Annotated in this window: 17 protein-coding genes; 8 read left to right on the top strand and 9 right to left on the bottom strand. The window is 58.7% G+C overall.

Translation table 11 applies throughout. The features are described from left to right. Window positions 1-80: 80 nt before the first annotated feature. Window positions 81-674 (top strand): protoglobin domain-containing protein, encoded by a 594-nt coding sequence (locus tag HMPREF2779_RS07205; RefSeq protein ID WP_005505324.1) that lies wholly within the window; start codon window positions 81-83, stop codon window positions 672-674. Window positions 675-1,249: 575 nt separating this feature from the next. On the opposite strand, the gene HMPREF2779_RS07215 is transcribed toward HMPREF2779_RS07205, so the two are convergent. From HMPREF2779_RS07215 to HMPREF2779_RS07240, 3 genes are all read right to left on the bottom strand, one after another. After that, the gene (locus HMPREF2779_RS07215) at window positions 1,250-1,873 is read right to left on the bottom strand and encodes a hypothetical protein (RefSeq protein WP_005505326.1); all 624 of its coding nucleotides are present in this window, start codon (window positions 1,871-1,873) and stop codon (window positions 1,250-1,252) included. A 726-nt stretch (window positions 1,874-2,599) separates the two neighbouring features. Beyond that, entirely contained in the window at window positions 2,600-3,256 is a 657-nt protein-coding gene (locus HMPREF2779_RS07225) for an ABC transporter ATP-binding protein (protein WP_049349449.1), read from the bottom strand. Between the two features lie 575 nt (window positions 3,257-3,831). Next, window positions 3,832-4,275: a hypothetical protein gene (locus tag HMPREF2779_RS07240; RefSeq protein WP_070684968.1), complete on the bottom strand. Its 444-nt coding sequence runs from the start codon at window positions 4,273-4,275 to the stop codon at window positions 3,832-3,834. 9 nt (window positions 4,276-4,284) lie between these two features. On the opposite strand from HMPREF2779_RS07240, the gene HMPREF2779_RS07245 reads away from it, so the two are divergent. After that, on the top strand, window positions 4,285-4,797 hold the full coding sequence (locus HMPREF2779_RS07245; protein WP_369825424.1) for a site-specific integrase: 513 nt from the start codon (window positions 4,285-4,287) through the stop codon (window positions 4,795-4,797). 1,473 nt (window positions 4,798-6,270) lie between these two features. Next, complete coding sequence (locus HMPREF2779_RS07250) at window positions 6,271-8,727, top strand: S-layer homology domain-containing protein (RefSeq protein WP_105361187.1); 2,457 nt, start codon at window positions 6,271-6,273, stop codon at window positions 8,725-8,727. Between the two features lie 120 nt (window positions 8,728-8,847). Here HMPREF2779_RS07250 and HMPREF2779_RS07255 read toward each other — a convergent pair whose 3' ends face one another. The 4 genes from HMPREF2779_RS07255 to HMPREF2779_RS09025 form a co-directional block, all read right to left on the bottom strand. Further along, the gene (locus HMPREF2779_RS07255) at window positions 8,848-9,612 is read right to left on the bottom strand and encodes a PspA/IM30 family protein (protein WP_070684971.1); all 765 of its coding nucleotides are present in this window, start codon (window positions 9,610-9,612) and stop codon (window positions 8,848-8,850) included. A 264-nt stretch (window positions 9,613-9,876) separates the two neighbouring features. Beyond that, a complete protein-coding gene (locus HMPREF2779_RS07260; RefSeq protein WP_105361188.1) occupies window positions 9,877-11,946 on the bottom strand; it encodes a TPM domain-containing protein in 2,070 nt (689 codons plus the stop codon). Window positions 11,947-12,199: 253 nt separating this feature from the next. Next, window positions 12,200-14,599 carry a non-ribosomal peptide synthetase subunit gene (locus HMPREF2779_RS07265; RefSeq protein WP_105361189.1) on the bottom strand — a complete coding sequence of 800 codons (2,400 nt, stop codon included), beginning with the start codon at window positions 14,597-14,599 and terminating at the stop codon, window positions 12,200-12,202. 304 nt (window positions 14,600-14,903) lie between these two features. Then, entirely contained in the window at window positions 14,904-15,071 is a 168-nt protein-coding gene (locus HMPREF2779_RS09025; protein WP_168160863.1) for a hypothetical protein, read from the bottom strand. A 361-nt stretch (window positions 15,072-15,432) separates the two neighbouring features. On the opposite strand from HMPREF2779_RS09025, the gene HMPREF2779_RS07270 reads away from it, so the two are divergent. Next, a complete protein-coding gene (locus HMPREF2779_RS07270; protein ID WP_105361190.1) occupies window positions 15,433-16,761 on the top strand; it encodes a S1C family serine protease in 1,329 nt (442 codons plus the stop codon). A gap of 207 nt (window positions 16,762-16,968) precedes the next feature. Here HMPREF2779_RS07270 and HMPREF2779_RS07275 read toward each other — a convergent pair whose 3' ends face one another. Beyond that, the gene (locus tag HMPREF2779_RS07275) at window positions 16,969-17,616 is read right to left on the bottom strand and encodes a uracil-DNA glycosylase family protein (RefSeq protein WP_105361191.1); all 648 of its coding nucleotides are present in this window, start codon (window positions 17,614-17,616) and stop codon (window positions 16,969-16,971) included. Window position 17,617: 1 nt separating this feature from the next. Then, window positions 17,618-18,085, bottom strand: coding sequence for a tRNA (cytidine(34)-2'-O)-methyltransferase (locus HMPREF2779_RS07280; protein WP_044145784.1), 468 nt, complete (start codon window positions 18,083-18,085; stop codon window positions 17,618-17,620). Window positions 18,086-18,265: 180 nt separating this feature from the next. Here HMPREF2779_RS07280 and HMPREF2779_RS07285 point away from each other — a divergent pair, with 180 nt between their 5' ends. The 4 genes from HMPREF2779_RS07285 (at window position 18,266) to HMPREF2779_RS07300 (ending at window position 22,789) form a co-directional block, all read left to right on the top strand. Next, on the top strand, window positions 18,266-19,513 hold the full coding sequence (locus HMPREF2779_RS07285; RefSeq protein ID WP_070684980.1) for a cysteine desulfurase family protein: 1,248 nt from the start codon (window positions 18,266-18,268) through the stop codon (window positions 19,511-19,513). Between the two features lie 190 nt (window positions 19,514-19,703). Beyond that, complete coding sequence (gene mnmA, locus HMPREF2779_RS07290; RefSeq protein WP_105361192.1) at window positions 19,704-20,927, top strand: tRNA 2-thiouridine(34) synthase MnmA; 1,224 nt, start codon at window positions 19,704-19,706, stop codon at window positions 20,925-20,927. A gap of 88 nt (window positions 20,928-21,015) precedes the next feature. Continuing rightward, window positions 21,016-21,414 (top strand): chorismate mutase, encoded by a 399-nt coding sequence (locus HMPREF2779_RS07295; protein WP_070634482.1) that lies wholly within the window; start codon window positions 21,016-21,018, stop codon window positions 21,412-21,414. A 67-nt stretch (window positions 21,415-21,481) separates the two neighbouring features. Continuing rightward, window positions 21,482-22,789 (top strand): uroporphyrinogen decarboxylase/cobalamine-independent methonine synthase family protein, encoded by a 1,308-nt coding sequence (locus tag HMPREF2779_RS07300; protein ID WP_105361193.1) that lies wholly within the window; start codon window positions 21,482-21,484, stop codon window positions 22,787-22,789. Window positions 22,790-22,806 lie beyond the last annotated feature (17 nt).

Genomic DNA, 22,806 nt, shown 5'->3' on the forward strand with positions numbered 1-22,806 from the left:
AAACGATTACACCACTCCACAGTACTTGACCTGAGCAAGAGCACGTTCTACAATTGACGCATGAGTTCAAGGAGGTTCGCATGACCGCTTACGACCACTCGTCGGGGTACACCTACGGCACCGATGCCGTCCCCACGTCTCCGCTCACACTCGAGGATCTACGCCAGATTGAGGCCGCCGCGCACGTCCAGCCCGGTGACGCAGAGCTGCTCGCGCGAGCAGAACCCATCCTGGCGCCGCATGCCATGGAAATGGTCGACACGTGGCGCGGGATTTTGGCTCAAAAGACCTACCTGGCAGCACATTCCGCGCATCCGGATGGACAGCCGAACCCCGAGTACGCGCAGGCGTCAAAGCCCCGATTCGCCCAGTGGATCATCGACATGTGCACGCGCGAGCGGGATCAGGCGTGGTTGGACTACCAGTACCTGATCGGAGCTCGACACATGACCGCGGCGAAGAACGCGGCGGATGGGGCGGACTCGACGCCATTCGTGCCTCTGCGCTACGTGCTCGCCTTCATCGCGCCGACTGTGGAGGTCGGGCACCGTCTCCTGGCGGAGGGCTTCGAGGGCGCAGAACTGGACGCTGTCCGTGACGCGTGGACTCGCGCTGTGACTGTCGCCGTGACAGTGTGGGCGTATGCCTACCGCGATCACCCCGAGCAATTCTGATCCGGCGCTCGCCACCTACGACTCCCCCATCGGCCGCCTCACGCTTGATAGCGGTGTATTCGTCTTTCGCACTCTCTGACTGCTCTCCCTGGAAGCCTCAGTGGCTTCCAGGGAGAGCTTTCTTTCTGGGTTATAGGACACTACGTGTTGCTGGTTGGGTGACTTTTCGGCTTTCTGGTGCGGGAAAGTCACTCTTTCAGTTGGTCGTGTTTGCCTCGTTCCTGTGAATACTGCATCGTGCTCTGTGTGTGGCTGCCCCATGATCCGTCACGGTAAGAAGTCAACAGGAGGTCCTTTGAAGATCGCGGTGGTAGAAGTCCGCTCATCATCAAGGACCTCGACCTCTACCCACAACCCCCGACCAATACCTGGTCACCCACACTCAACTCGGAAGAGCCGGAAATAGCCTTCGTGATAGCGGAATAAAACGAAGGTGTGGAACTTGCAAGGACCGATCTCAAACTGGGATTCGATAGAACAGTTTAGCAAACGCTGACTTCGCTTTGCCGTCACTTGGAAACCTATCCGTTGGAAGTGCAGCTATCCTCACATACGCTTTTCCAAGTGAAGTATAGCTATGCACGTTTCACCGACGTTAGTAAAAACCCCGAACTTATCGCAGCCAACAGAAACCCGGTAGAAAATATATAGGAGCCAAAGGTGGCGCCTTTTAAAATCCAAGTCGTGGGAACGACAGCAAACAAGATCGGTGAGTTCGCAAAATCACCTGTGCTAATCGGAAGACCTGCCACCACAAAAAAGATGATAACAATCCATGAAACTAATGAAGTAGTCCAAAGCCGAAGCGCAAAACAGGCCAGAGTTAGCACAACCGAAGAGAAAACAAGTACTAAAGCAGTATGACTCGACAGTCGCTCATTAACAAGCTCGCCAATGATAGAGACATAAAGCAGACTCAAACAAAGGTTAACTACTTGTGCGAGAAGCAGCGATTTAGCAATGAACCGGAGCAGAACTTTATCGTGAATACTAAACGAGACGTACGAGGCAGGGACCTTAGCATGCGACAAAGCTAGACCTGCCGTGGCAATTGGGAGCATGATGAGTAACGCGGATTGCGCTACGGCAATGGTATTTCCATAACGGAGAAACAGCAGCGGAAGAACTAGTGCACCGAGATAAGCGATCGTGACCCAACGAATGATTGCAATTCGCTCGATAGAACACAAAGACTTCATTTTCTTACTGCTCCTTTACTTCGAAACCTAGCCACAAGAACATAGGTAATAATTAGGATTGGTACCGGGATAAGCGCAGAGAAACCGAAATTTGATTGCTCCTGGATATCTACGAACGAGATTGCGGTACCATTGAGATTCAGCCCTACGGAGTGGAGGGCGTTTGATATGTATGGGGTAGCATTGTCAGCTAGGTTACCGGGTAGCACTATCCAGAAGTACAGAAGAACACCTGAAATTACCGCGGCAGTCGGAGGTTTTGAGAGACTTTCTAATGTCGAGTAGATCAGAGCAATTAGTATACTTTGGAAGGTAAGAAAGCAAAGCAGGGTTGCTAGCCCAGAGTGCATTTTCGAACCAGACAAAACCATTGTTAGATCGAATAGCAGCACACTAAGTAGGTTTACAAGAACTATTGAAAGTGTTCGACAGATGGTGCGTAGGACGCTAGGCAACCAGGCAATGTATACCTGCTGAGGCAAACCCCCGTAGTGGACCTTGGAAACCCTAGCATCAAGTATAAAGAGTAATGCGAGGGAAATTAGTGGCTGCGTTCCAGTAAAGAAGAAGCTGTATCCCCCTGTTATTGGAGTTCCGCTTGCCTCACTTGAAATCCATGCACCGAGGAATAGTGACGCCATTGAGCCCAAGATAGCCGCGAGAAAATACCAGATGTTCCAATAGTAAGTAAGCAAAGCACGGATAGCTGAAGTAATTCGCATGGTCCTACCCCCGGTGATATAGGTCCGCGAGATTCACGCCGTTGAGGTCGGGGATATGCAAAGCTTTGCCGTTACGAACTACGACACACTCATCCGGGACGCCTTGAATCTCATGGAGGAGGTGCGTTGATATTACAACGCAGTTCCCTTCGTCCCGATAACGACGAAGCGTCGCAGACAAAGAGATCATGCCATCTGGATCCAAACCATTCTGTGGCTCATCAAGGAACAAAAATCTTGGTCTAGATAATAAAGCAAGACAAAGCTCCAGCCGTTCCTTCATGCCGGTCGAGTAGTCCTTGGCTTTCCGCCCGTGGGCAGCGCGGACGATGCCCACACTATCCAAGGCCGACTCAGGATCAACATCCAGACCCCAGAATGCCGCGACGACCTGTACATTTTGTTTACCGCTCAGATACGGAAAGTAGCTTGGATGGTCGATTGCAGCTGACATTTCGCTAATGTCTGTCTGATCGTATCTAATGTGGCCACTTACTGGTTTTATCCGACCAAGGAGCGTTTTCATTAAGGTGGTTTTACCTGCCCCATTTGGTCCAAGGAGGCAGATTATCCTGCCAGTATTTAGCTGCAAGTTAATGCCGCTCACTACTGGGGAATTCTTGTACCCAACCGACAAATCAGTTACCGATATAGCTGGCATGGCCTACCTTTCAAAGAAAACGGCCCTGGAGGTAAGGCCTAGGATGCCTTCCCTCCAGGGCCGACTGCTGCGACAAAGCTACTAACCACTTGCAGCCAACAGAGATGCCGCAGCCGTTAGCACACTGGGCAGTGAAGCATGCAATGCCACCCGTCGGGCACCCAGTGGGCGCACAGGAACTTCGAGGTGATGTGAGGACAAACAGCTTCCTCAACCTCTTCAACACGGGTGTCAAGGTCAACGGTGACCACGACTTCTCCAAGCTCTCAGAATCTGAACATATTCAGGTAACAGAAAGTTACCCGCACTGCTATGATACAACGATGCAAGATTAGTAGGGGCAACTTTCAGAATGTTCAGATCTGACTATGATTTAGCCTAATTACTTTAGACTGTTGATCAGACCGAGAACACGGCGCTGATACTCTCAACAACGCTCTCGCCTTTGCGCACCGTTCCATCGAGCCGCTCAGCGTTCTTGTTGATAGGCCGAGAGTGATCGACCTCGACGCGAGGCTTGCCCAGTTTGATGCCCGTTCCAATCATAGGTTTCACCATCCTTCTCACCTCCTTCCTCACCTGAGTTCCTCGTAGATCCATCGGCTCACCCGCAAGACTGCCCAGATGAACAACGATGCCCCACCGAGCGTCGCAGCAGCGATCAACATCTTCTGCCACCACAGCGAGGCCGCTGTGAACGAGGCCCATGCCCAGCCAAAGAGAGGACCAATGCCGAACATGCTCATAACGCCCCACACGAGGCCACCCACGAGCAAGAGCGAGGCGAACAGCGGTAGCACAGCAATGGCAACTTTTCCGACCGTCGTCCAAGGTATGCGCCCCTCCAGGGACTCCAGATGGCGCTCGTTGCGCTCTAGGGACGCAAACACCTTGTTAGCCTTGTCTGAGACCTCAGCGACCTTCTGAGCGGTTTCAGCGACCTTCTGAGCGCCAATATCAGCAACGCGCTGCTCATACCCATCGAGAGTGCTCTCAATGCGCTGAACGCGCTCCTCCACCGCTGCTGCATCGACCTAACCCTGCTCCAAATGGCCACAGGGCTGCGCGTAAGCGAAGCAAGAACTCTCATGTGGGACGACATCATCACCGACGACCAAAACCGCCCAGCGTGCATTATTCGGGCTGAAAACGCCAAGACAGGCACCACCCGCGTCGCGGCTCTCGTCGAGCCTGCGGTCTATGAGCACCTTACCCGTAGACGAGATGAAGTCGGTGGAGCCTACGTTGTGGGCGCACCGCTCAACCCAGACACCGAGTGGGACAGATACAACGCTCAGAAGGCTCTCAAGGCGTTCTATAAGGATCTGGCTCGCGACTGCGGAGTGCCTCTGCTGGAGACCCACCGCACCCACGTCTGGAGAACCACCCTCAACACCATGTACCGCACGGACGTAGACGCGCTACTGCGTGCTCGAACGCTCGGCCACTCGGTCGATGTGAACGCACAGGCATACTCAGACCTGTCAGACCTCACAACGCTGTACGAGGCAGCCCGAGCACGGCGTAGGGAGGAAAGGTAGTCCCTACCTTATTCCCTATCTTTCGTGAGGATATGCCGGTAACTTCAAGTATCTTTAGGGAAGGATAAGGGGACGGTTACCGCACAATATCAACGATTACTTGGCTGTATCTCACTGTTTCATTAAAAAGAGATGCAGACCCCGGAGGTCGCAGGTTCAAATCCTGTCCCCGCAACGGATAACTCCCGATAGCTTAGCTATCGGGAGTTTTTTTATTCCCTAAAACCCGTACTCCCGCCGACCTGTCTCCTTCTGCTGTCCTCCCGTCACCTTCCGACCGCCGGTCTGCCTTCTTTCGCCACCTTCCTGCACCTTTCCTGTCGGCGACCTGTCTTCATTTGCCGCCTACTTTTCTTCTTCTTGTGCTACCTTTCTGCCGCCTGCTGGGCGGCTTTCTTTATATCTCCTGCCTCTCCGTATCTCCTGCCTTCTGTAATCTGCGGAGGGGGTCTTCTGAACCTTGTCGGGGCGGTGCTTCGGGGAGACTGATGGGGGGGGGCAGCCTGCTGCCCCTTCCGGGGTGCTTGAGGTGGATCTTTCGGCCTCTCGAAACCCCTCTTGAAACCTCCTCACGGAATTTCATAGAACCGTCGTGAAAGTACCCTGGACTGGTTTCGGAACGTCTCCCGATGCGTCTTTCGAGGTATTCCTCAGTCCGTCTATCGGGGCTTCAAGCGGGTGTGCCCATGGGGGTGGTGGAGTCACTTCCGAGCGGTTGCTGGAGGGTGGTTACGCCTTCTTGAGACGCTGCTTTTGAGCTCCTTGAAAGGGGATCTGAAAGGGGTCCTGAAGGGGGCTCTGGGGCGGGTCTCAAGAGCGTGATAAGGGGTCCGATAGGATGCCTGGGTGGGGGAGTGGCGAGGGGGCTGTTTTTGCCTCAAAGTGCATTCTCAAAGTGGAATATGCGAAAGGTGCCTATATTCCGGGCTTGGAAATCACCCGTTTTGCCCCGGAATTCCGCGGTTTTTGGCAAAAATTGGGCTTCGAGTGCAACAATTCACTCTGAAAGTGATTGTAATCACATACGAAACATTCAAGTTAATTGTAGAGTTTTTTGAAACTCTTTCAAAAAACGCTCAAAAACCCCGGAAAATCAAGGAAAAATAGCCCATTCAACCTCTACTTGAGGGTGATTCAAGTTAAACTAGAAGCTTAGAAAAAGCTCTTGTTAAGATTGAATCTTGTTCGATACCCAAAAATAGCCCCAAAAAACCGCTGGAAAAGGCTTTTTGACCTGGTAGCTTTGAGTACGTGGTCACCGCGGTCCGCCGCGTAGCTCTCCGAAATGAATACTGCACCCCTCCATCACACGAGGAAACCCCCGCAACACACACGGGACGGTTACTGGACTTGCTCCATGCGGCATCACATTCGCAGGCCGACCGCCTATAGGCTTCTCACCTATAGACCACCTATCACTCAACCACTCTCGGGCGTCCGCGCCCCACGAAACACCAACAACGAGGACAACCCATGGCACTTCGCCCCCGCACCGTTAAGGCTGGCTCTCTCGCAGCCATCGCCGTACCCTCCGTGCTCGGTAGCACCCTGGTAGCACCCGCTTCCGCATTCGCACCCGTCGTTCAGGACATCCCCGGCGCAGCTACCCAGGCTCCGAAGTCCCTGTTCACCTCCACCGTGCAGCCCACCCTCTCGCAGGTTGCTGTACAGATCCGCCAGCAGGCAGAACAGGCAAAGCAGACTCAGCAGGCTCCCGCAACGACCGCGGTTCAGCCCATCCAGAAGACCTACACTGCCCAGGCAACTCAGCAGACAACCCCCTCGGCTACCTTCCAGTCCGCACAGGCGGCTCAGCCTTCCGCTCAGCCCACCCTGGCACAGGTTGCACAGACCCCCGCAGCTACCCAGAGCGCTGCAACCCCCGCCGCTCAGCCCGCGCAGACCGCACAGGCTGCGCAGGCGGCATCCGGTGTGGCGGCAACCCGCACCAACCAGACTTTCCTGCCCTACACCTCCCCGGCTGGTACCACTTCGCAGTACCACGTCTACGCTGAGGGGGTGGACTTCTCCAAGCCCGTTGGTGTTGTCTTCTACTTCGACGGCGACTACTGGCGCAACGACCAGTCCAAGGTCTACGACCCCTCCGGTGAGCTGGCTCAGATGGCTGCATCCGCAGCGGCACAGAACATGCTGTTCGTGCCCGTCATCTCCCCGGACGCCAACCGTTACGACGCTGGCGTGACCTGGTGGGAAGACATGGAGCGTAACGGCGAGTTCTTCCGCTCCTTCGCTTCCTCCTTCATCGCGGCTAACGGCGTGGACTCCTCCAACGTGTGGACCATGGGCTACTCCGGCGGCGCTGAATTCATCACCTACGAGCTGAACACCAAGCCCCAGACCTGGCGTAACGGCGGCGGCTCCATCATGATTGCTGGCGGCGGCCTGGACGAGGGGACCCCCTCGGCTGCACTGAAGTACCAGCCCATGTTCTGGTACGCAAACTCGAACGATGGCTCCGGCGAGACCTACCCGCAGACCTGGAGCGCACGAGGCGCCGTTGAGGGCGGCTACAACGCCTACCGCAACGCCGGCTACACCAACGCTTCCGCGACCGTTCTGAACGGCTCGGGCCACTTCGACTACAACTTCTCGCAGATTCTGAGCAACTCGCTCACTAAGGGTAAGGCAACCGCCGCCCCCAAGGCCGAGCAGAAGGCTGAGCAGAAGAGCGAACAGAAGTCTGAGCAGAAGCAGAACACTCAGCGCGCCCGCACCATGAGCTCCGCAACCTACCAGAGCTACACCTCCCCGGCGGGTACCACCTCCCAGTACCACGTGTACGCGAACAACCTGGACTACTCTAAGCCCGTTGGCGTGGTCTTCTACTTCGACGGTGACTACTGGCAGCGTAATGAGTCCAAGGTCTACACCCCCGACGAGGGTATGCTCGCGGCAATGGGCAAGATTGCTAACGCCCGCAACATGGTCTTCGTGCCGATCATCTCCCCGGACACTAACGCATCCGGTGACGGCATCACCTGGTGGGAAGACATGAACACCAACGGTGAGTTCTTCCGCTCCTTCGCGAAGTCCTTCGTGAGCGAGAACAACCTGGACGCATCCCAGATGTGGACCATGGGCTACTCCGGCGGCGCTGAGTTCATCACCTACGAGCTGACCGATCACAACACCTCCTGGCGTCATGGCGGCGGCTCCATCATGGTTGCAGGCGGCGACTCGGACGGCTCCGTGGACGCTGATGCGACCACCAAGGGTCTGCCCATGTACTGGTGGGTTGGCGCGAAGGACACCTCCGGTAACACTAACCCTGTCACCTGGAGCGCACGTGGCGCAGTCGAGTCCGGCTACAACGCATACCTGGGCGCTGGCTTCTCCGACGCCCGAGTGAAGCTGATTGACGGCTTCAGCCACCACGACTACGACCTGCCGCACATCCTGGCGTCCTCCCTGGACTTCGCCGGTAAGACCCCCGCGCTGGGCTACACCGACGTTTCCTCCTCGAACCCGAACTACAACGAGATCAGCTGGAACTCTGATCGCCGCATCATGCTCGGCTTCGCGGACGGCACCTTCCGCCCGAACGCATCGGTCAACCGTGCGCAGCTGGCAACCTACCTGTACCGCGTGGCTGGTCGCCCCGCAGTCAACGCACCGGCTGTTTCGCCGTTCAGCGACGTTCCGGCGAACCACCCCGCGTACAAGGAGATCTTCTGGCTGAGCCAGCAGGGCATCAACGGTAGCGACTTCAGCCCCTTGGAGACCGTCACCGAGTCCACCATGGCTGAGTTCATGTACCGTGCAGCTGGCTCCCCGGCACAGGCTCAGGGCGGCTACGCGTCCCAGGCTCTGGCGTGGGCTGCCTCCAACGGTATCGGTACCGGCTCGACCTCCTCTGCGGCCATCACTCGCGACGCTATGGCAGGTTACCTGTACATCTACGCTAACTAAGGCGCACGGCCCCTAACCTATAAAAGATCCGCCCCGCTCCTGAAATTTAGGAACGGGGCGGATCTTTTATAGGTTTAGCTCAAGAAGCTATGCGCTAGACCTGGCTGGAGAATCTCAGGCTTAGAGAGTCTGGGTGGGGGTTTCCACAGCCACGGGAGCCGGAGCAGCCGGAGCGTTCTTTGCCTTCAGAGCCGCCAGGCGAGCGTCCAGCTCAGTGTCGCGCTCCATCTGGTCCAGGGTGTTGAACTGTGCGTCCAGGGAGGAAGCAGCCAGCTCCTGCTGACCGATGACGCGTGCCTCTTCGCGGCGAACCTTCTCTTCGAAGCGGCTCATCTCGCTGGTCGGGTCCAGAACGTCGAACGCCTTCAGAGCGTCGTTCACCTGGGTCTGAGCTGCTGCAGTCTTCTGACGTGCGGTCAGCTCATCGCGCTTGTACTTGACCTCTTCAAGCTTGGAGCGCATCTTCTCCAGGCCGTCCTTGAGCTGGTTGACAACCTGAGTCTGAGAAGCCAGCTGAGGCTCAACAGCCTGCGCAGCTTTCTCAGCCAGCAGCTGCTTGTTCAGAGCGATCTTGGCGAGGTTGTCGAACTTGTCAGCGTTGGCAACGTCGCCAGCTGCGCGGAATTCATCAGCCTTGTTAGAAGCTGCCAGAGCCTTGGTGCCCCACTCCTGAGCGGCCTTGACGTCCTCAGCGTGGTCCTTTTCGAGCAGTCGCAGGTTGCCGATGGTCTGTGCTACTGCAGCCTCCGCCTCGCGGATGTTGTTGGTGTAGTCACGAACCATCTGGTCCAGCATCTTCTCCGGGTCCTCAGCTGCATCAATCAGGGCGTTGATGTTTGCCTTAGCGAGCTGTGCAATACGGCCGAAGATGGTCTGCTTAGCCATAATCTCCTACTTTCTGTTCACGGGCTGCGGGGGAGCACTACGCTCCTCGTGAGCCGTGCCCGTACAACTAATTATGTGGTAGATTTCTGAGCGCACGCTGTGAAAACGATGCACGCCTGATTTCTGCCACCTAAACTTTGGGTAAATTACCTCAGATGTTTTCCGACTGGGGAAGAAAGCGGTGAGGTAAGCTATCCACCCCGCCGGTCAGATTGTAGAAAAACCTACAGAAACCGACCGGCAGGATTGCTAGCGTGGAGGCGGTTAGAAGCTACCGCCGTCACCGCCGCCGCTACCCCAATCGCCGTCACCGCCGCTGAAGTCGCCGCCCCAGCTGCCGCCGCTACTACCGCCACTGCTGTGGCCACCGCTGCTACCCCAGCTACTGGTGCCGGAGTTCATCGCGGTCATCAGAGCGCCCAGCAGCAGGCCCTTCGCCAGGTCACCGCCGAAGCTGCCGCCGCCGCGGTTGTTCTGGTTGTTGTAGTAGTTGCCGACCTCGCTCTGAGCTCGGTTCTGCGCGTCGGTCGCCTTCTGGATTGCCATATTGGCTTCCTTCATGGCGTTCAGCGGATCCGAAGAAGCGAGACGCTGAGCCTGACCCAGGTGACGCTCCGCCTCAGAAACAGCGGTCAGGGTCATCGGGCCCACCGCAGCACGGCGGTTATTGATGTAGCTACGCGCACCGTTCACCGCAGCGTACGCAGAACGCATCGTACGATCCAGGTTCTGCGAAGCCGCACGAGAACGCTCGCGGGTAGCACGCATATTCGTCATTGCCTTATCCAGCTCGGCGGAAAGCTGACGCAGCTGGTTCGCCAGAGTCAGGGGGTCATTCGGGCGAGCCGAAGCGCTCTGATTGACCTGGTTGAGCACCGCCTCCATACCGGCAGCGACCGCACCCAAATCATCGCGACGCTGAGATGCAGCCAGGCTCTTCGCCTCAGCCACGTCACGCTGAATGCTCAGCAGGTCGGTGCTCAGACCCAGCTGAGCCTGCTCCAGCTCATGCGAGCGGGTATTCACTGCCGCACCCAGAGTCTGAATCTGCGAGGCGGCTTCCTCAGCGGTGCGCAGGTGAGCAACCGCCTCCGAACGAGCGGTCGCAACGGTCGCCTGAGCCTTCTCAACCTCCGCAGCGCACAGCACCATGTTCGACTCCAACAGGGTAGGAGTCTTAGAAATGGGCTCCAGGGCGCTGGGCAGGTAACGTTCCTTCAACGCGCGGTACTGGGCGGCAATCTCCTCCACCGAGGCACGCAGCTGCGGCAGACGCTGAGCCAGAGCCTCAATAGCCTGCGGCGCCTCCTGCTCCAGGTTGCGCAACTGAGCCAGCTTAGCGTCCTGCTCCTGAGCAATGCGGGTGACTTCCTGAGAGTTATCAATAATCTCAGTCAACCAGGCACGCTGCTCAGCCTCAGTATCCGGGATGCTATCGGTCAGAAGCTGCTGACGCTGGAAGGACTTACGCATCAGATCCTCAGCACGCGCAATCTCCTGAGCGAACTCAGCAACCTGCTGATCGCTGTACTGTGCGCGCGCAAAATCTAGTTCCTGCTTCGCGTGGCTCATCGTCGTATCAGCCTGCAGCAGGGCGCTACCGGCGCGGGTGCGCAACTCCTCCAGCGGAACCTCCGGAATGGGGGAGTAGTTACGAGGCGCACCGTAGGAACGCTGAGGCTGCTGCTGAGCGTTCTTCTTCTTGCGGCGGCGATACATCGCGTAACCGCCAGCACCCACGGTCGCCGCCGCACCCACACCGAGCACACCGGTTACAACACCCGAAGAGCTGCCGCCCTTCTGAGTCTCGATACCTTCAACCGCGGCAAGAGCCGCACCCGAATAGTCACTATTCTGTAGCTTCGGCTTGATGTAGTTCTGGTACACCTTCGTCTGCTGATCGCTCGACAGGGTCTTCGTGCTACCTGCCAAGAAATACGCCTGGCGAGACTCGGTAGCAATCACCAGCACCACATCGGCAGAACCCCAATTGTTCTTCGTAGCAAGCGCCTTCGTCCAGCTCGAAGAAGTAGACGGGTTCTCAAACTTATCGATGACCACTACGTGCAAATCCACGTTGTGCTTCTTCGACAGAGCAGAAATCTTAGACTTCAGGGTAGCGGCATCACCCAAAGAGTTCGTGGAATCGTACACGGTGGTGCCCGTAATCTGCATCGGGTCAGCAGCCTGAGCAGACGTGCTCAAAAATGCAGAACCAGCCGGCAGAACCACCGGGGCACAAGAAAGACCTGCCGCCAGCACTGTGGCACCCAAGATAGTGCGCAGGCGAGAGCGTGCGGGACGAATCTGACGCGCAAAGGCGTGCTCGATCATGGTCTTTCCTCCGTTGTCGTGAAGTATGAACGGACCTGCACTTCACGGCGTGCTTGGTCATCGCACACCTTAGTGCTGGTCACATTATTAGTGTAGCTGTGGCACAGACACACAGACGCACAGATACGAGAATATTGCGCCGCTGTTTGCCGACCGTTTACCGTCTTCCCAGGTTTTATACAGGAAAGCCGGTATATAAGAAAGCCAGGGTCTAGGCTCATGCTAGACCCCGGCTCACCGGCTATTCAGTTAGTTAGCGCCGGCGCGCAATCTTCAGATTGCTCATCAGATGCTCCACTACCTCCGCGGCATCAACATCGTGGATACTCTGTGCTATGCCGTTCACCACCTGCACCCGCGACGACGAGGCGAACATCCAGCCCAAGAACTGCACCGTATTCAGCAACCTAGAACTGCGTTCTGCCTGCTTCCGCATCTGTGACCACAGGATTCGCGGGACCGGCACGTCACGGCCCCTATACTCCCGGGAGCTAGCGCGAGCCTCCAGAAGCTCCGCGAGCGCCTCAATATTTTCGGTCAGCTCCTTCAGATCCTCATCCCCGGCAGAGGGACCGACGTAATACCTCTCAACCAGGCTCAAAGGCATGTAGCCGCTACAGCTACTCACCCACGCCAGCTTCAACCGTAGATTCTGCAGGCGAAGCACCTGCTGCAGAAGCCGCGAATGAGTGCGCAACACCGATAGCGGCATAGAAGAGAACGCCATCGCTTCCGAAAGCAGCCCCTCGGAGAGAGCCTCCTCAGAAGATGCCTCGCTCTGATCCAAGCTACCCAGCAGAAGCTTGGTGCCCTCGTAGTGAACGAACGCCAGAACCTCGGGAACGCTCGAGAGGGAACGGATGCGCTCGCCAATGGTCGGCAAATCCTCCCCATCGGGGGCGTACTGTTCGCGCGTGTACATCAACGTCTGGATAGGTAGCTCAGCAAGGTGCGGCGAGTAATGAGCAAGCGCCCGCAAATCGGTCACGACCTCCGCCAGAACGCCGTCCTGCTCAACCTGCAGAAGCTCCTCCAGAAGCTCAATGACGGCCTGCGCCTGCAAGCTCAAGACCGTAGCGCAGAACTCCGCATCCTGAAGCTCAAGACGCACCTTCTCCAGACGCTCTTCCAGCGTGGACTGCACGCCCCTGAGCTCAAACTCGCTCAGCTGTTCCGGGCGGAGCATACGGTGCGTACCATCCTCGCCGGGACGGTAGAAAAGCTCGCTAAACTCCAACGTAGACTGAACGCCCTTCAACGCCCGCTTTCGCAACTCAGGTAGAACGTCAAAGGCAACTTCTGTCATCTCATTCCAGACCTTGACCTCATCGAGATTTGAGTCCTTACGAACAGTCTTCTTCCAGGTCTCGGCAAGCTGCATGGCGCGATCAAATTCGCTCAGCTCCACAAAAGCCGCCAGCTTCTGCGCGCTCTCACGCAGATAACGCACCGCGTAGAGGCGGTCGCTCAAAGAATCCGGGAGGGTATCCTCCAGCAGACGCCAACGGAAGGTACGCTCAAAGCACTCCTCGGTCAGGCTAATGACGGCGGCGCTCAAAGAGAGCGCATGATCACGGGCAAAAGCGAAAGAGCCCGGGGTATCCGCCAAACGGGGCAGGGACGAATAGAACTCCAACGCCCCGCTCAGCTTCAGCCGAGATACCCGGATGGTTTCTTCCAGCTCGGCGGCAAGCACCGCGCGGTCAGCCTGCGGGGTTTCTTTGAAACTGTGCAGCGGGGAAACCTGCGCACGCTTCAGCGTCTGCAGGTTCATGACCGCACGCATGAGGTAGTTCTCCAGAATATCGACCTGCTGCAGGCGCGGACGCTGATTCAGCGGAACATGATTCTCCTGCGTGCCTACCAGCAGATGCTGCGGCACACCGCTAATCGACGGTAACGCAAAGACCTCATCCTCGGATTTACTGATAGAAAGCACCATGGGGTAGCGGCTGCGCTGTGCATTCTCTAGAGGAGGAATGAGCTTGAAGTTGGTGCTCAGAGAGAAATAATCGGAGGGCTTGCTCTCAGGAGCCTGCTGGGGTGCCTCCTGCTGCGGGTGCTCTTCATACTGCGCCGGGGTGTTCTGGGTCATGCTCTGCTGCACCTGGCTTTCTGCTGAATGGCTTTCTGCTGAACGGTTTTGCGCCGAGTGGTTCTGTGCCGAGTGATTCTGCGTCGAAGAACCGGAGACACCGCCGGCCTGCATTGGCTCCAACGGCGAAGGTGCAGCCACAGGTTGCTGAGGTGAGGCAGGGTGAGGTGAGGGCGCCTGAGCCTGCTGAGTACTATGACCCGGCTGCGCTGGCTTCGGCTGGTAGTGCATCGGGTAGCTCACCGCGCCCTGTACCTGCTGAGGGGATACTTGCTGTGAAGGCCCCTGCTGAGGGGGTACCTGCTGATTGGGCGCCTGCGTGGGCGGTACCTGCTGATTCATCGCCTGGTTCTGCTGCTGTTGCAATACCTGCCGCCTAATCTCACGCGCACGACGGCGCGAAGGGCTCAACGACGCGAAAAATGCTACCGCCGCGCAGATCAAAACAAATATAAGCAATGCATACAGGCGGGTAGTGCCATCCAAAGAAGACGCCACCGCCGCAGGCATGACCGGCAGCGCGCCAACAAGAGCGAAAACAGCAGAAATAATCCTCATGACTTCACCATAACCCAGCTAAATCCCGGGTGCTCGCAACGCCGTTGCCTTACCGCATACTAAAAGGGAAGTAGCCTGGGTCCCGGGTGCTCTCCGCCAGTGATTCCCGCATCCGCCTCACAGTTAAAAAGACGATGCGGCGTGCGCCCTCATGTAGGGGCTCACGCCGCATCAATCATCACTCAACTCATTATCACACCCGGGCCGGTCCTCACACCGCCCCTTCGGGACATACTGGGGATTCTCGCCCCTCCCGGTGCAGGGCTCTCATCTCCCGCCCCGGAAAACTATCAAACTCTATACGCTACCTACCGGCAGTCAGTGCGTGGGTAGCCATCTGCTGAGCCAACTCGGAGGCCTTTTCCGCACGATGACGGCGGTACACCATTCCCGAGCAACACGCCACAATACCCGCACCAATACCGATGGAGCTTGCCAAGATCGCACAGAAAATCAGGGTTCCGATCATCATGGGTTTCTCCTTTGCCTTTGTTCTCGGCTCTATGCGCCTTCAACATTACGGAGCAACCCTGTGTTCAAGCTGTGTATGCGGACGCGTCATGCTGTGTAAACCGTGGAGAAAAACTGGGCGCTTTAAAAGAGAAACCTGAGAGCGAGTAGCGAACAAAGCCCCAAAATAAACTAGCCGCCGGGCAAATCGCCGGGTATCTCAGACCAGCGAATCAGCTGCCGATGAAAGGGTGCGAGGAAAATTCCCAGGGAACTCCCCGATAACCAACAGCAAAAAGATATAGAACGCAATGCAACACCATCTACAGTAGAAAGATAGCGTGTGCCCAGGGTGACGCATACGCACGACTCTAGGAGAACTCATGACTCAAAACAATGGATGGTCCTACGGCGGCAATGACGGCGTCACGGATGCAACCCGTCCCCTGCAGAACGTGAATGGACAGGCAGGCTACCAGCCCGCAAACCAGCAGCAGGGTCAGAACGCATACCCGCAGGCATACGCCTCTCCCGGATACACCTACCCCCAGGCTGCTGCCGCGCAGGTTGCGTCGGCGCAGTCTGCACCCCAGAACACCGACCATAACAAGCGTTACGGCGCCGGCGTTGTGCTCACCGCAGCTCTGCTCGCAGCCCTCGTTGGCGGCGGCGTTGGCGCGGGCGTCGGAGGCGGCATCGCAGCATCGAATAACAGCTCCTCCAGCTCCTCCTCGCGCGGTTCCGTGAGCTCCAATATCAGCAACTCCTCCACCGTGGCAGGCGTAGCAGAAACCGCGAAGAAGGTCCTGCCCTCCACCGTGACCATCATGGCCTCAAGCGGCTCCACCTCCGGCGGCGGTAGCGGCGTTGTCCTCGATAAGGACGGCCACATCCTCACCAACCACCACGTGGTCACCCTCGAATCTTCCAGAGAAGCATCCACCATTGAGGTGCGCCTGAGCGACGGCACCGTGCGCACCGCAACCGTGGTGGGCCTGGACGCTGCTGCTGACCTGGCGGTTCTGAAGATCAACCCCTCCGGTCTGGACCTGCAACCCATCACCTGGGGCGACTCCTCCAAGCTGGTCCCCGGCGAAGCCGTGGTTGCCCTCGGCGCACCCTATCGTCGTAGCGAATCGGTGACTGCCGGAGTAGTCTCGAACGCAAACCGCGTGCAGCCCGCTGACGCGAAGGGTCAGAACTACATCCCCATGATTCAGGTTGATGTGCCCATCAACCACGGTAACTCCGGCGGTCCGCTGGTGAACCTCAAGGGCGAACTGGTCGGCATTAACGCGCAGGGCCAGGCAAGCCAGGATGGCGGCACCGCCGACGGTATGGCGTTCTCCATTACCTCCAACTACGCCAAGCGCATCTCCTCCGAGATCATTGCCAAGGGTAAGGCAACCCACGGCTACCTGGGCGCGAGTGTGAAGAACAGCCCCGCGGACACCGGTTCGGGATCCTCCAAGCTCATCCCCGGTGGCGTTGAAATCACCTCGGTGGAATCCAACAGCCCCGCCGCCAAGGCAGGCCTGCGATCCGGCGACGTCGTGATTGAAGCTGACGGCCACGCTGTGACTAGGAGCGACGAGCTCAACGGTACCGTGCGTGCGGCAGCAGCAGGCTCCGATCTGAAGCTGAAGATTAAACGAGGCTCCTCCACCCCGGACATCACCGTGACCCTGGGCAACGCCGACAGCCAGAAGTAAACAGCCAGAAGTAAAACGCACTCTGCCTCTGAACAGGTAGAAACGCAGTTGGGAAACACCCGTTCAGCCGGCTCTACCGTTTAGTAACTTTAACTTCAAAAGAGTGCCACATGGTGTAACGAAAGAAAGCTCCCACCCCATACGCGGGGTGAGAGCTTTCTTTCGTTAGTACAGCAAACTGTATTGGCGTTGCAGATTAGGGGAGAATTAGATGCCCTCGAGAACCTCACTCACACGCTTCTGCAAAGCCGGGACAACCTCCTGCTCGAACCACGGGTTCTTCGCCTGCCACCTAAAATTCAGCGGTGAAGGATGCACCAGCGGCAGAAACTTAGGAAGATAAGACTCCCACGCACGAACCGTCTCCGTCAGGTTCTTCTGCGCCTTTGGGGCGTGCACACCATCCAGGTAGTGCTTCTGAGAGTAAGCCCCCACCAGCAGAATCAGCTGAACGTTCGGCATGAGCTCCAGAAGCTGCGGATGCCACTTCGGCGCGAAATCCTTACGCGGCGGGTTATCACCGTGCGCGCCCTTACCCGGGTAATAGAAATCCATCGGCAACAGCGAAATCAGCTCGGGGTCATAGAACTGCTCAGCCGTCACGCCCATCCACTCGCGCAACTTCACGCCGCTCGGGTCATTCCACGGGATACGGCTCTCCTGCGCGGCACGCCCAGGTGCCTGACCAATCACCACAATACGAGCATGAGGCGACGCCGAATAAACCGGCTCCCAACCCTGCTCCGTGAACTCCCTATTCTGCGAATCCAAACGAATCTGCTCAGCCAGGGGAGGGCGCGTCTCCAGAATCTGCTGAACCAGAGGCCCCGGCAGATTATGGTGTGCTGTAGTCATGCTAGATGGCTCCTCCCTCAAAACCGTTCTGACGCCACGCCTCAAAAATCGCAATGGACGCAGAATTAGCCAGGTTCAGCGAACGACGGCCCGGCTTCATCGGAATTTTCACCCGCTCAGTCACATGCGGATCCTGCTGAACCTCAGCGGGCAGACCCACCGACTCCGGACCAAACATGAACACGTCACCGGGACGGTACTCAATATCCGCATACGACGTCGAAGCAGTCGTCGTGAACGCAAAAACACGCTCCGGAGCCAGAGCCTGCCACGCATCCTCAAGGGTCTCATGCACCGTCACCACCGCCAGGTCGTGATAGTCCAGACCCGCGCGGCGCAGATGCGCATCATCAAAGTTAAAGCCCAGTGGCTTCACCAGGTGCAGCTCAGCGCCAGTAATTGCCGCCAAACGGATAGCGTTGCCGGTATTGCCGGGAATCTCAGGGGTATAGAAAAGAATCTTGAACACGTTCCTAAGTGTACCGCGCAGCCCCCGACCAGCCCGGAACAGCCCCCGACCAGCATTGAGCGTCCCGGGGCAGTAGCGCTCGCCGACCCAGCCGCAGATGAACACGCCTAGAAGAGCGCGGATAGAGCGCGATAAAATAAGCGAGGCGAAAAACCGCCGAACAACCCAGCAGGAGGAACCATGAGCGCAGAAACCAACCGTCAGAACGGCCGCGTCTATCTCGACCACGCCGCCACCACAGACGTACTGCCCGCCGCCATCGACGCCATGGTCGAACAGATGCGCAACGGCGGCAACCCCTCCTCCCTGCACGCCGTAGGACGCGACGCCCGCGCCACCGTCGAATACGCCCGCGAACGCATCGCCCGCGCCATCGGAGCCGACCCCGCTGAGGTTATTTTCACCTCCGGAGGCACCGAAGCGGACAACCTCGCCGTCAAGGGCATCTACTGGAAGCGCCGCGAAGAAGACCCGCAACGCACCCGAATCCTCGTCTCCTCCATCGAGCACCACGCCGTGGAAGAAACCTGTGAATGGCTCGAAAAGGCAGAAGGCGCGCAGCTCGAATGGATCCCCGTAGACGAGCACGGTAGCGTCAACCCGCAGACCGTCCGCGAACTCATCGAGAAGAACCCCGAAGACGTCGCGCTCGTGACCGTCATGTGGGCGAACAACGAGGTCGGTACCGTACAGCCCATTCCAGAAATCGCCGCTATCGCCGCTGAATACGGTATTCCCGTGCACTCGGATGCGGTGCAGGCTTTCGGTGCGGTACCCATCGACTTCCACGCCAGCGGCGTGGCGACCCTCGCAATCTCCGGCCACAAGATCGGCGGCCCTATGGGCATCGGCGCGCTGGTTGCAACCCGCGCCGTGCAGATGACCCCCGTGCTTCACGGAGGCGGCCAGGAACGCTCCGTACGCTCCGGCACCATCGACGCACCCGCCATCGCAGGTTTCGCAGAGGCCGCCGTGCACTCGGTTCAGCACCTCGACAAAGAATCCGCCCGCATCGCCGCGCTACGCAACGAACTCGTTGCGGCAATTAGCGCGCTCATCCCGCAGGCGCACCTGAGCGGCGAAAACCCGCTCACCGAAGAATACCCGGGCCAGAAGCGACTGCCCGGCAACGCCCACTTCACCTTCGAAAACGCCGAAGGTGACACCCTGCTCTTCCTGCTGGACATGCAGGGTATCAGCAGCTCCACCGGCTCCGCCTGCAACGCCGGGGTGACCCGCCCCTCCCACGTGCTCATGGCAATGGGAATGGACGAAGACACCGCCCGCAGCGCCCAGCGCTTCACCCTCGGCCACTCCACCACCGGAGCCGATATTGCGCGCCTCATCGCGGCACTACCCGCTGCCTACGAACATGCAGCAAAGGCGGGACTGTCTTCGCAGCTGCCGGATGCCTCCCGCTGGCATTAGAAAAGCAGAAGAGAAGATACCGAACCGCCCTCAGCCTGCAATCTCAGCGTTCGCTGAGGGCTGGCTGAGGGTGCACTGCCCAATATCCCGCCGAGCCCCTGCGTACAATGGGTAGCTACAGTAACGGAAAGTCCGCCCACACAAACACGGCGTACCTTCCTAGAGGCTCAACAGAACAGAAGGATAGGCAGTGAAAATTCTTGCAGCTATGAGTGGCGGCGTTGACTCCGCAGTCGCCGCAGCCCGCGCCGTAGAAGTAGGACACGAAGTAGTCGGCGTTCACCTAGCCCTATCCCGCATGCCCGGCACCCTGCGCCCCGGCTCCCGCGGCTGCTGCACCCTCGAAGACTCCATGGACGCCCGCCGCGTCTGCTCCCAGCTGGGTATCCCCTTCTTCGTCTGGGACTTCTCCGAACGCTTCAAGGAAGACGTCGTCGACGACTTCATCTCCGAATACGAAGCCGGACGAACCCCCAACCCCTGCATGCGCTGCAACGAAAAGATCAAGTTCGCCGCGCTACTCGAACGCGCCCTCGCCCTCGGCTTCGACGCCGTGGTAACCGGCCACTACGCCCGCGTCATTACCACCGAAGACGGCAACCGCGAACTGCACCGCGCCGCCGACTGGGCTAAGGACCAGTCCTACGTGCTCGGCGTGCTCACCCACGAACAGCTCAAGCACGCCTGGTTCCCCCTGGCGGATACCCCCTCCAAGGCACAGGTACGCGCGGAAGCGGCAGAGCGCGGCTTCTCCGTGGCGAAGAAACCGGACTCCTACGACATCTGCTTCATCCCCGAAGGCGATACCCGCGCCTGGCTGGGCGACCACATCACAATGCGCCCCGGCCTCATCAAAGACACCCACGGCGAGGTGCTCGGCGAGCACCCCGGCGCGCAGGCATACACCGTAGGCCAGCGCAAGGGCCTGGCACTGGGCCGCCCCGCCGCCGATGGCAAGCCCCGCTTCGTGCTGGAGGTACGCCCCAAGGAAAACGAAGTCATCGTCGGCTCCCGCGAGCTGCTTGCCGTGCACGAAATCCGCGGCATCCGCGCCACCTGGGCGGGCGTCCCCGTGGAACAGGCGGCACGCTTCCTGGAAGAGCCCGCACAGCTGGGCGCCCGCAGCGAAGAGTTTGAGGTGACCGCACAGGTGCGCGCGCACGCCGACCCGGTCCGCGCCAAGGCGTACATGACCTGGGCACCCGATCCCGAAGCTGAAGAAGAAGGCGCGCTACGCCTGGAAACCGTAGTGCGCCTCCTGGATCCGCTCTCCGGTGTGGCACCGGGACAGACCATGGTGCTCTACCAGGGCACCCGCGTGCTGGGCCAGTCCACCATCGCCCGCGCCTACTCGCTGGACCGCGAAGACATTCAGGAAACCCTGTCCGTCGGCGCCTCAACCAGCGCCGAATAGCCGCGCACCCCGCTATTGCCAACCGTTGCCGCAACATCCTGCTTGGGTGCAACGCGCAGAAGACCACAACCGAACTGAGGAGAGACCGATGACTGCCGAAAACACTTCCTGCGAATTTGACCCCCACGCCACCTCCATGGGCGATGAAGTCGCACCGGAAGTCTACGAGGAGCTCTTCGCCATGCGCCGCTCCATCGACAACTTCGATGCAGCGTTGGTGCACATCCTCGCGGAGCGTTTTCAGGCGACCAAGCGCGTGGGCATCCTGAAGGCTAAGCACAACCTGCCCGCCGGCGACCCCGGCCGTGAAGAGGCGCAGATTGCTCGCCTGCGTGCCATGGCGAAGGAATCCAGCCTGGACCCGGAATTCGCGGAGAAGTTCCTGAACTTTATTATTTCCGAGGTGATTCGCCACCACGTGCGCATCGCAAACGAGCAGGCTGAGCAGGACGGCGAGGCAACTGAAGCCGAGAAGTCCGAAGGCTAGTACCGCGCAACTTTCGCATCATTGCGTTTGAATCTGTACGCCATCTGACCCCTCTGGACACACTCCTATGCCCGCTCAATCTTCCAACCGCCAGAACGTCCGTACTGAACCGATGCCGGAGCGCCTGTTGCTGCCCGGTGAGTACCGCGCCCCCGAAGGGGACGAACTAACCGAGCAGGACCTTGCCGCGCTCGCTACGGAGTGTCCGCTGGTGCGTGCCAGCGGTCTGGGCGATTTTCCCGGCGATGACTTGGGCGAAGCAATGTCTCGAGTGGAAGGGGAGCTAGGGGCCCCGCATCTGCCGTTCTTGCCGCATCTGCCGGCGCTAGGCTGGCGGAGTACTCCTCAGGCGCGCACCCTGGCGGTGTGCGAGGGACTTGCCTTTGACGGTGCCTCGTTTGGCTGGCGCATGGTGCATAGCGGCGGCAGGGGAGCACGCGAGTCTGCCTTGGCGCAGGACCGTCTGCTCTCGGATATCAATCTTCTCGCTGACCGTGTGGGCGCGCAGAAGAAGAGATTCACTTCCGGTGTTGAGGGTTCCGCCGCGGTGTATAAGATTCAGCTGGTCGGTCCGTTGACCCTCGCAGCCAGCATCTACCTACCCGGCGGCGAGCGTGCCATCAGTGATGCAGGAGCGAGCCGTGACCTGCTGGAGTCGTTCCTGGAAGGCCTGGAACGCTGGATGGATTCTCTGCGCGAGGCTCTGCAAGCTCCGCGGGCGCTGATTGCCGTGCAGCTGGATGAGTCGGAGTTTCAGCGTCTGATGGAGGGTGCCATCCCTACGGTGAGTGGCTTCCGCTCCCTGTCGGCATTGCAACCTCACTACTATCAGCAGGTGTACCGCCGTATCTCGGAGCGTTTCGCCGAGCTGAATCTGCAGCTCATCCTGGACGTGGATGGTACCGCGCTTAAGCCTGTGCAGGAGCTGAAGCTGCTGAGCCAGCCCCGCCCCGCCCTTGACGCATTGGCTCTTGTGAAGGCGATGCGTGTTGAGGACGGCGCTCCCTGCGCTTTGCTGTTGCATCCTGATCGCGCCCGCCTCAAGGGGCCGGGCATGTTGCAGGTTCCGCCGCTGAGCGACCCTCGTTCCTGGGAGCCCGTGGCGCAGCTTTTAGAGGCGCAGGTCCGGTTGTGGCTGCCGGTGGTGACCTCTGCACGGGTTCCAGATCAAGTGCGTCGTCTGTACAGTCTGTGGCGTGAGGTTGGTCTTGAGCCGACGCAGTTGAGCGCGGTGGGTTTGATGCCTGATGAGCGTATTCAGAGCGGTTCCGTGCCTGCTGGGATGACTTCAGCTACGGTAAGTATGCTGGATGCTACGGCTTCGCTGGCGCGGGTTACAGAGTATGCCCGTGCATTGGCTGAGTGCGCGGTATGATTAGAGAATCAGCTTTT

This window comes from Rothia sp. HMSC069C03, assembly GCF_001811075.1.
Classification (GTDB): domain Bacteria; phylum Actinomycetota; class Actinomycetes; order Actinomycetales; family Micrococcaceae; genus Rothia; species Rothia mucilaginosa.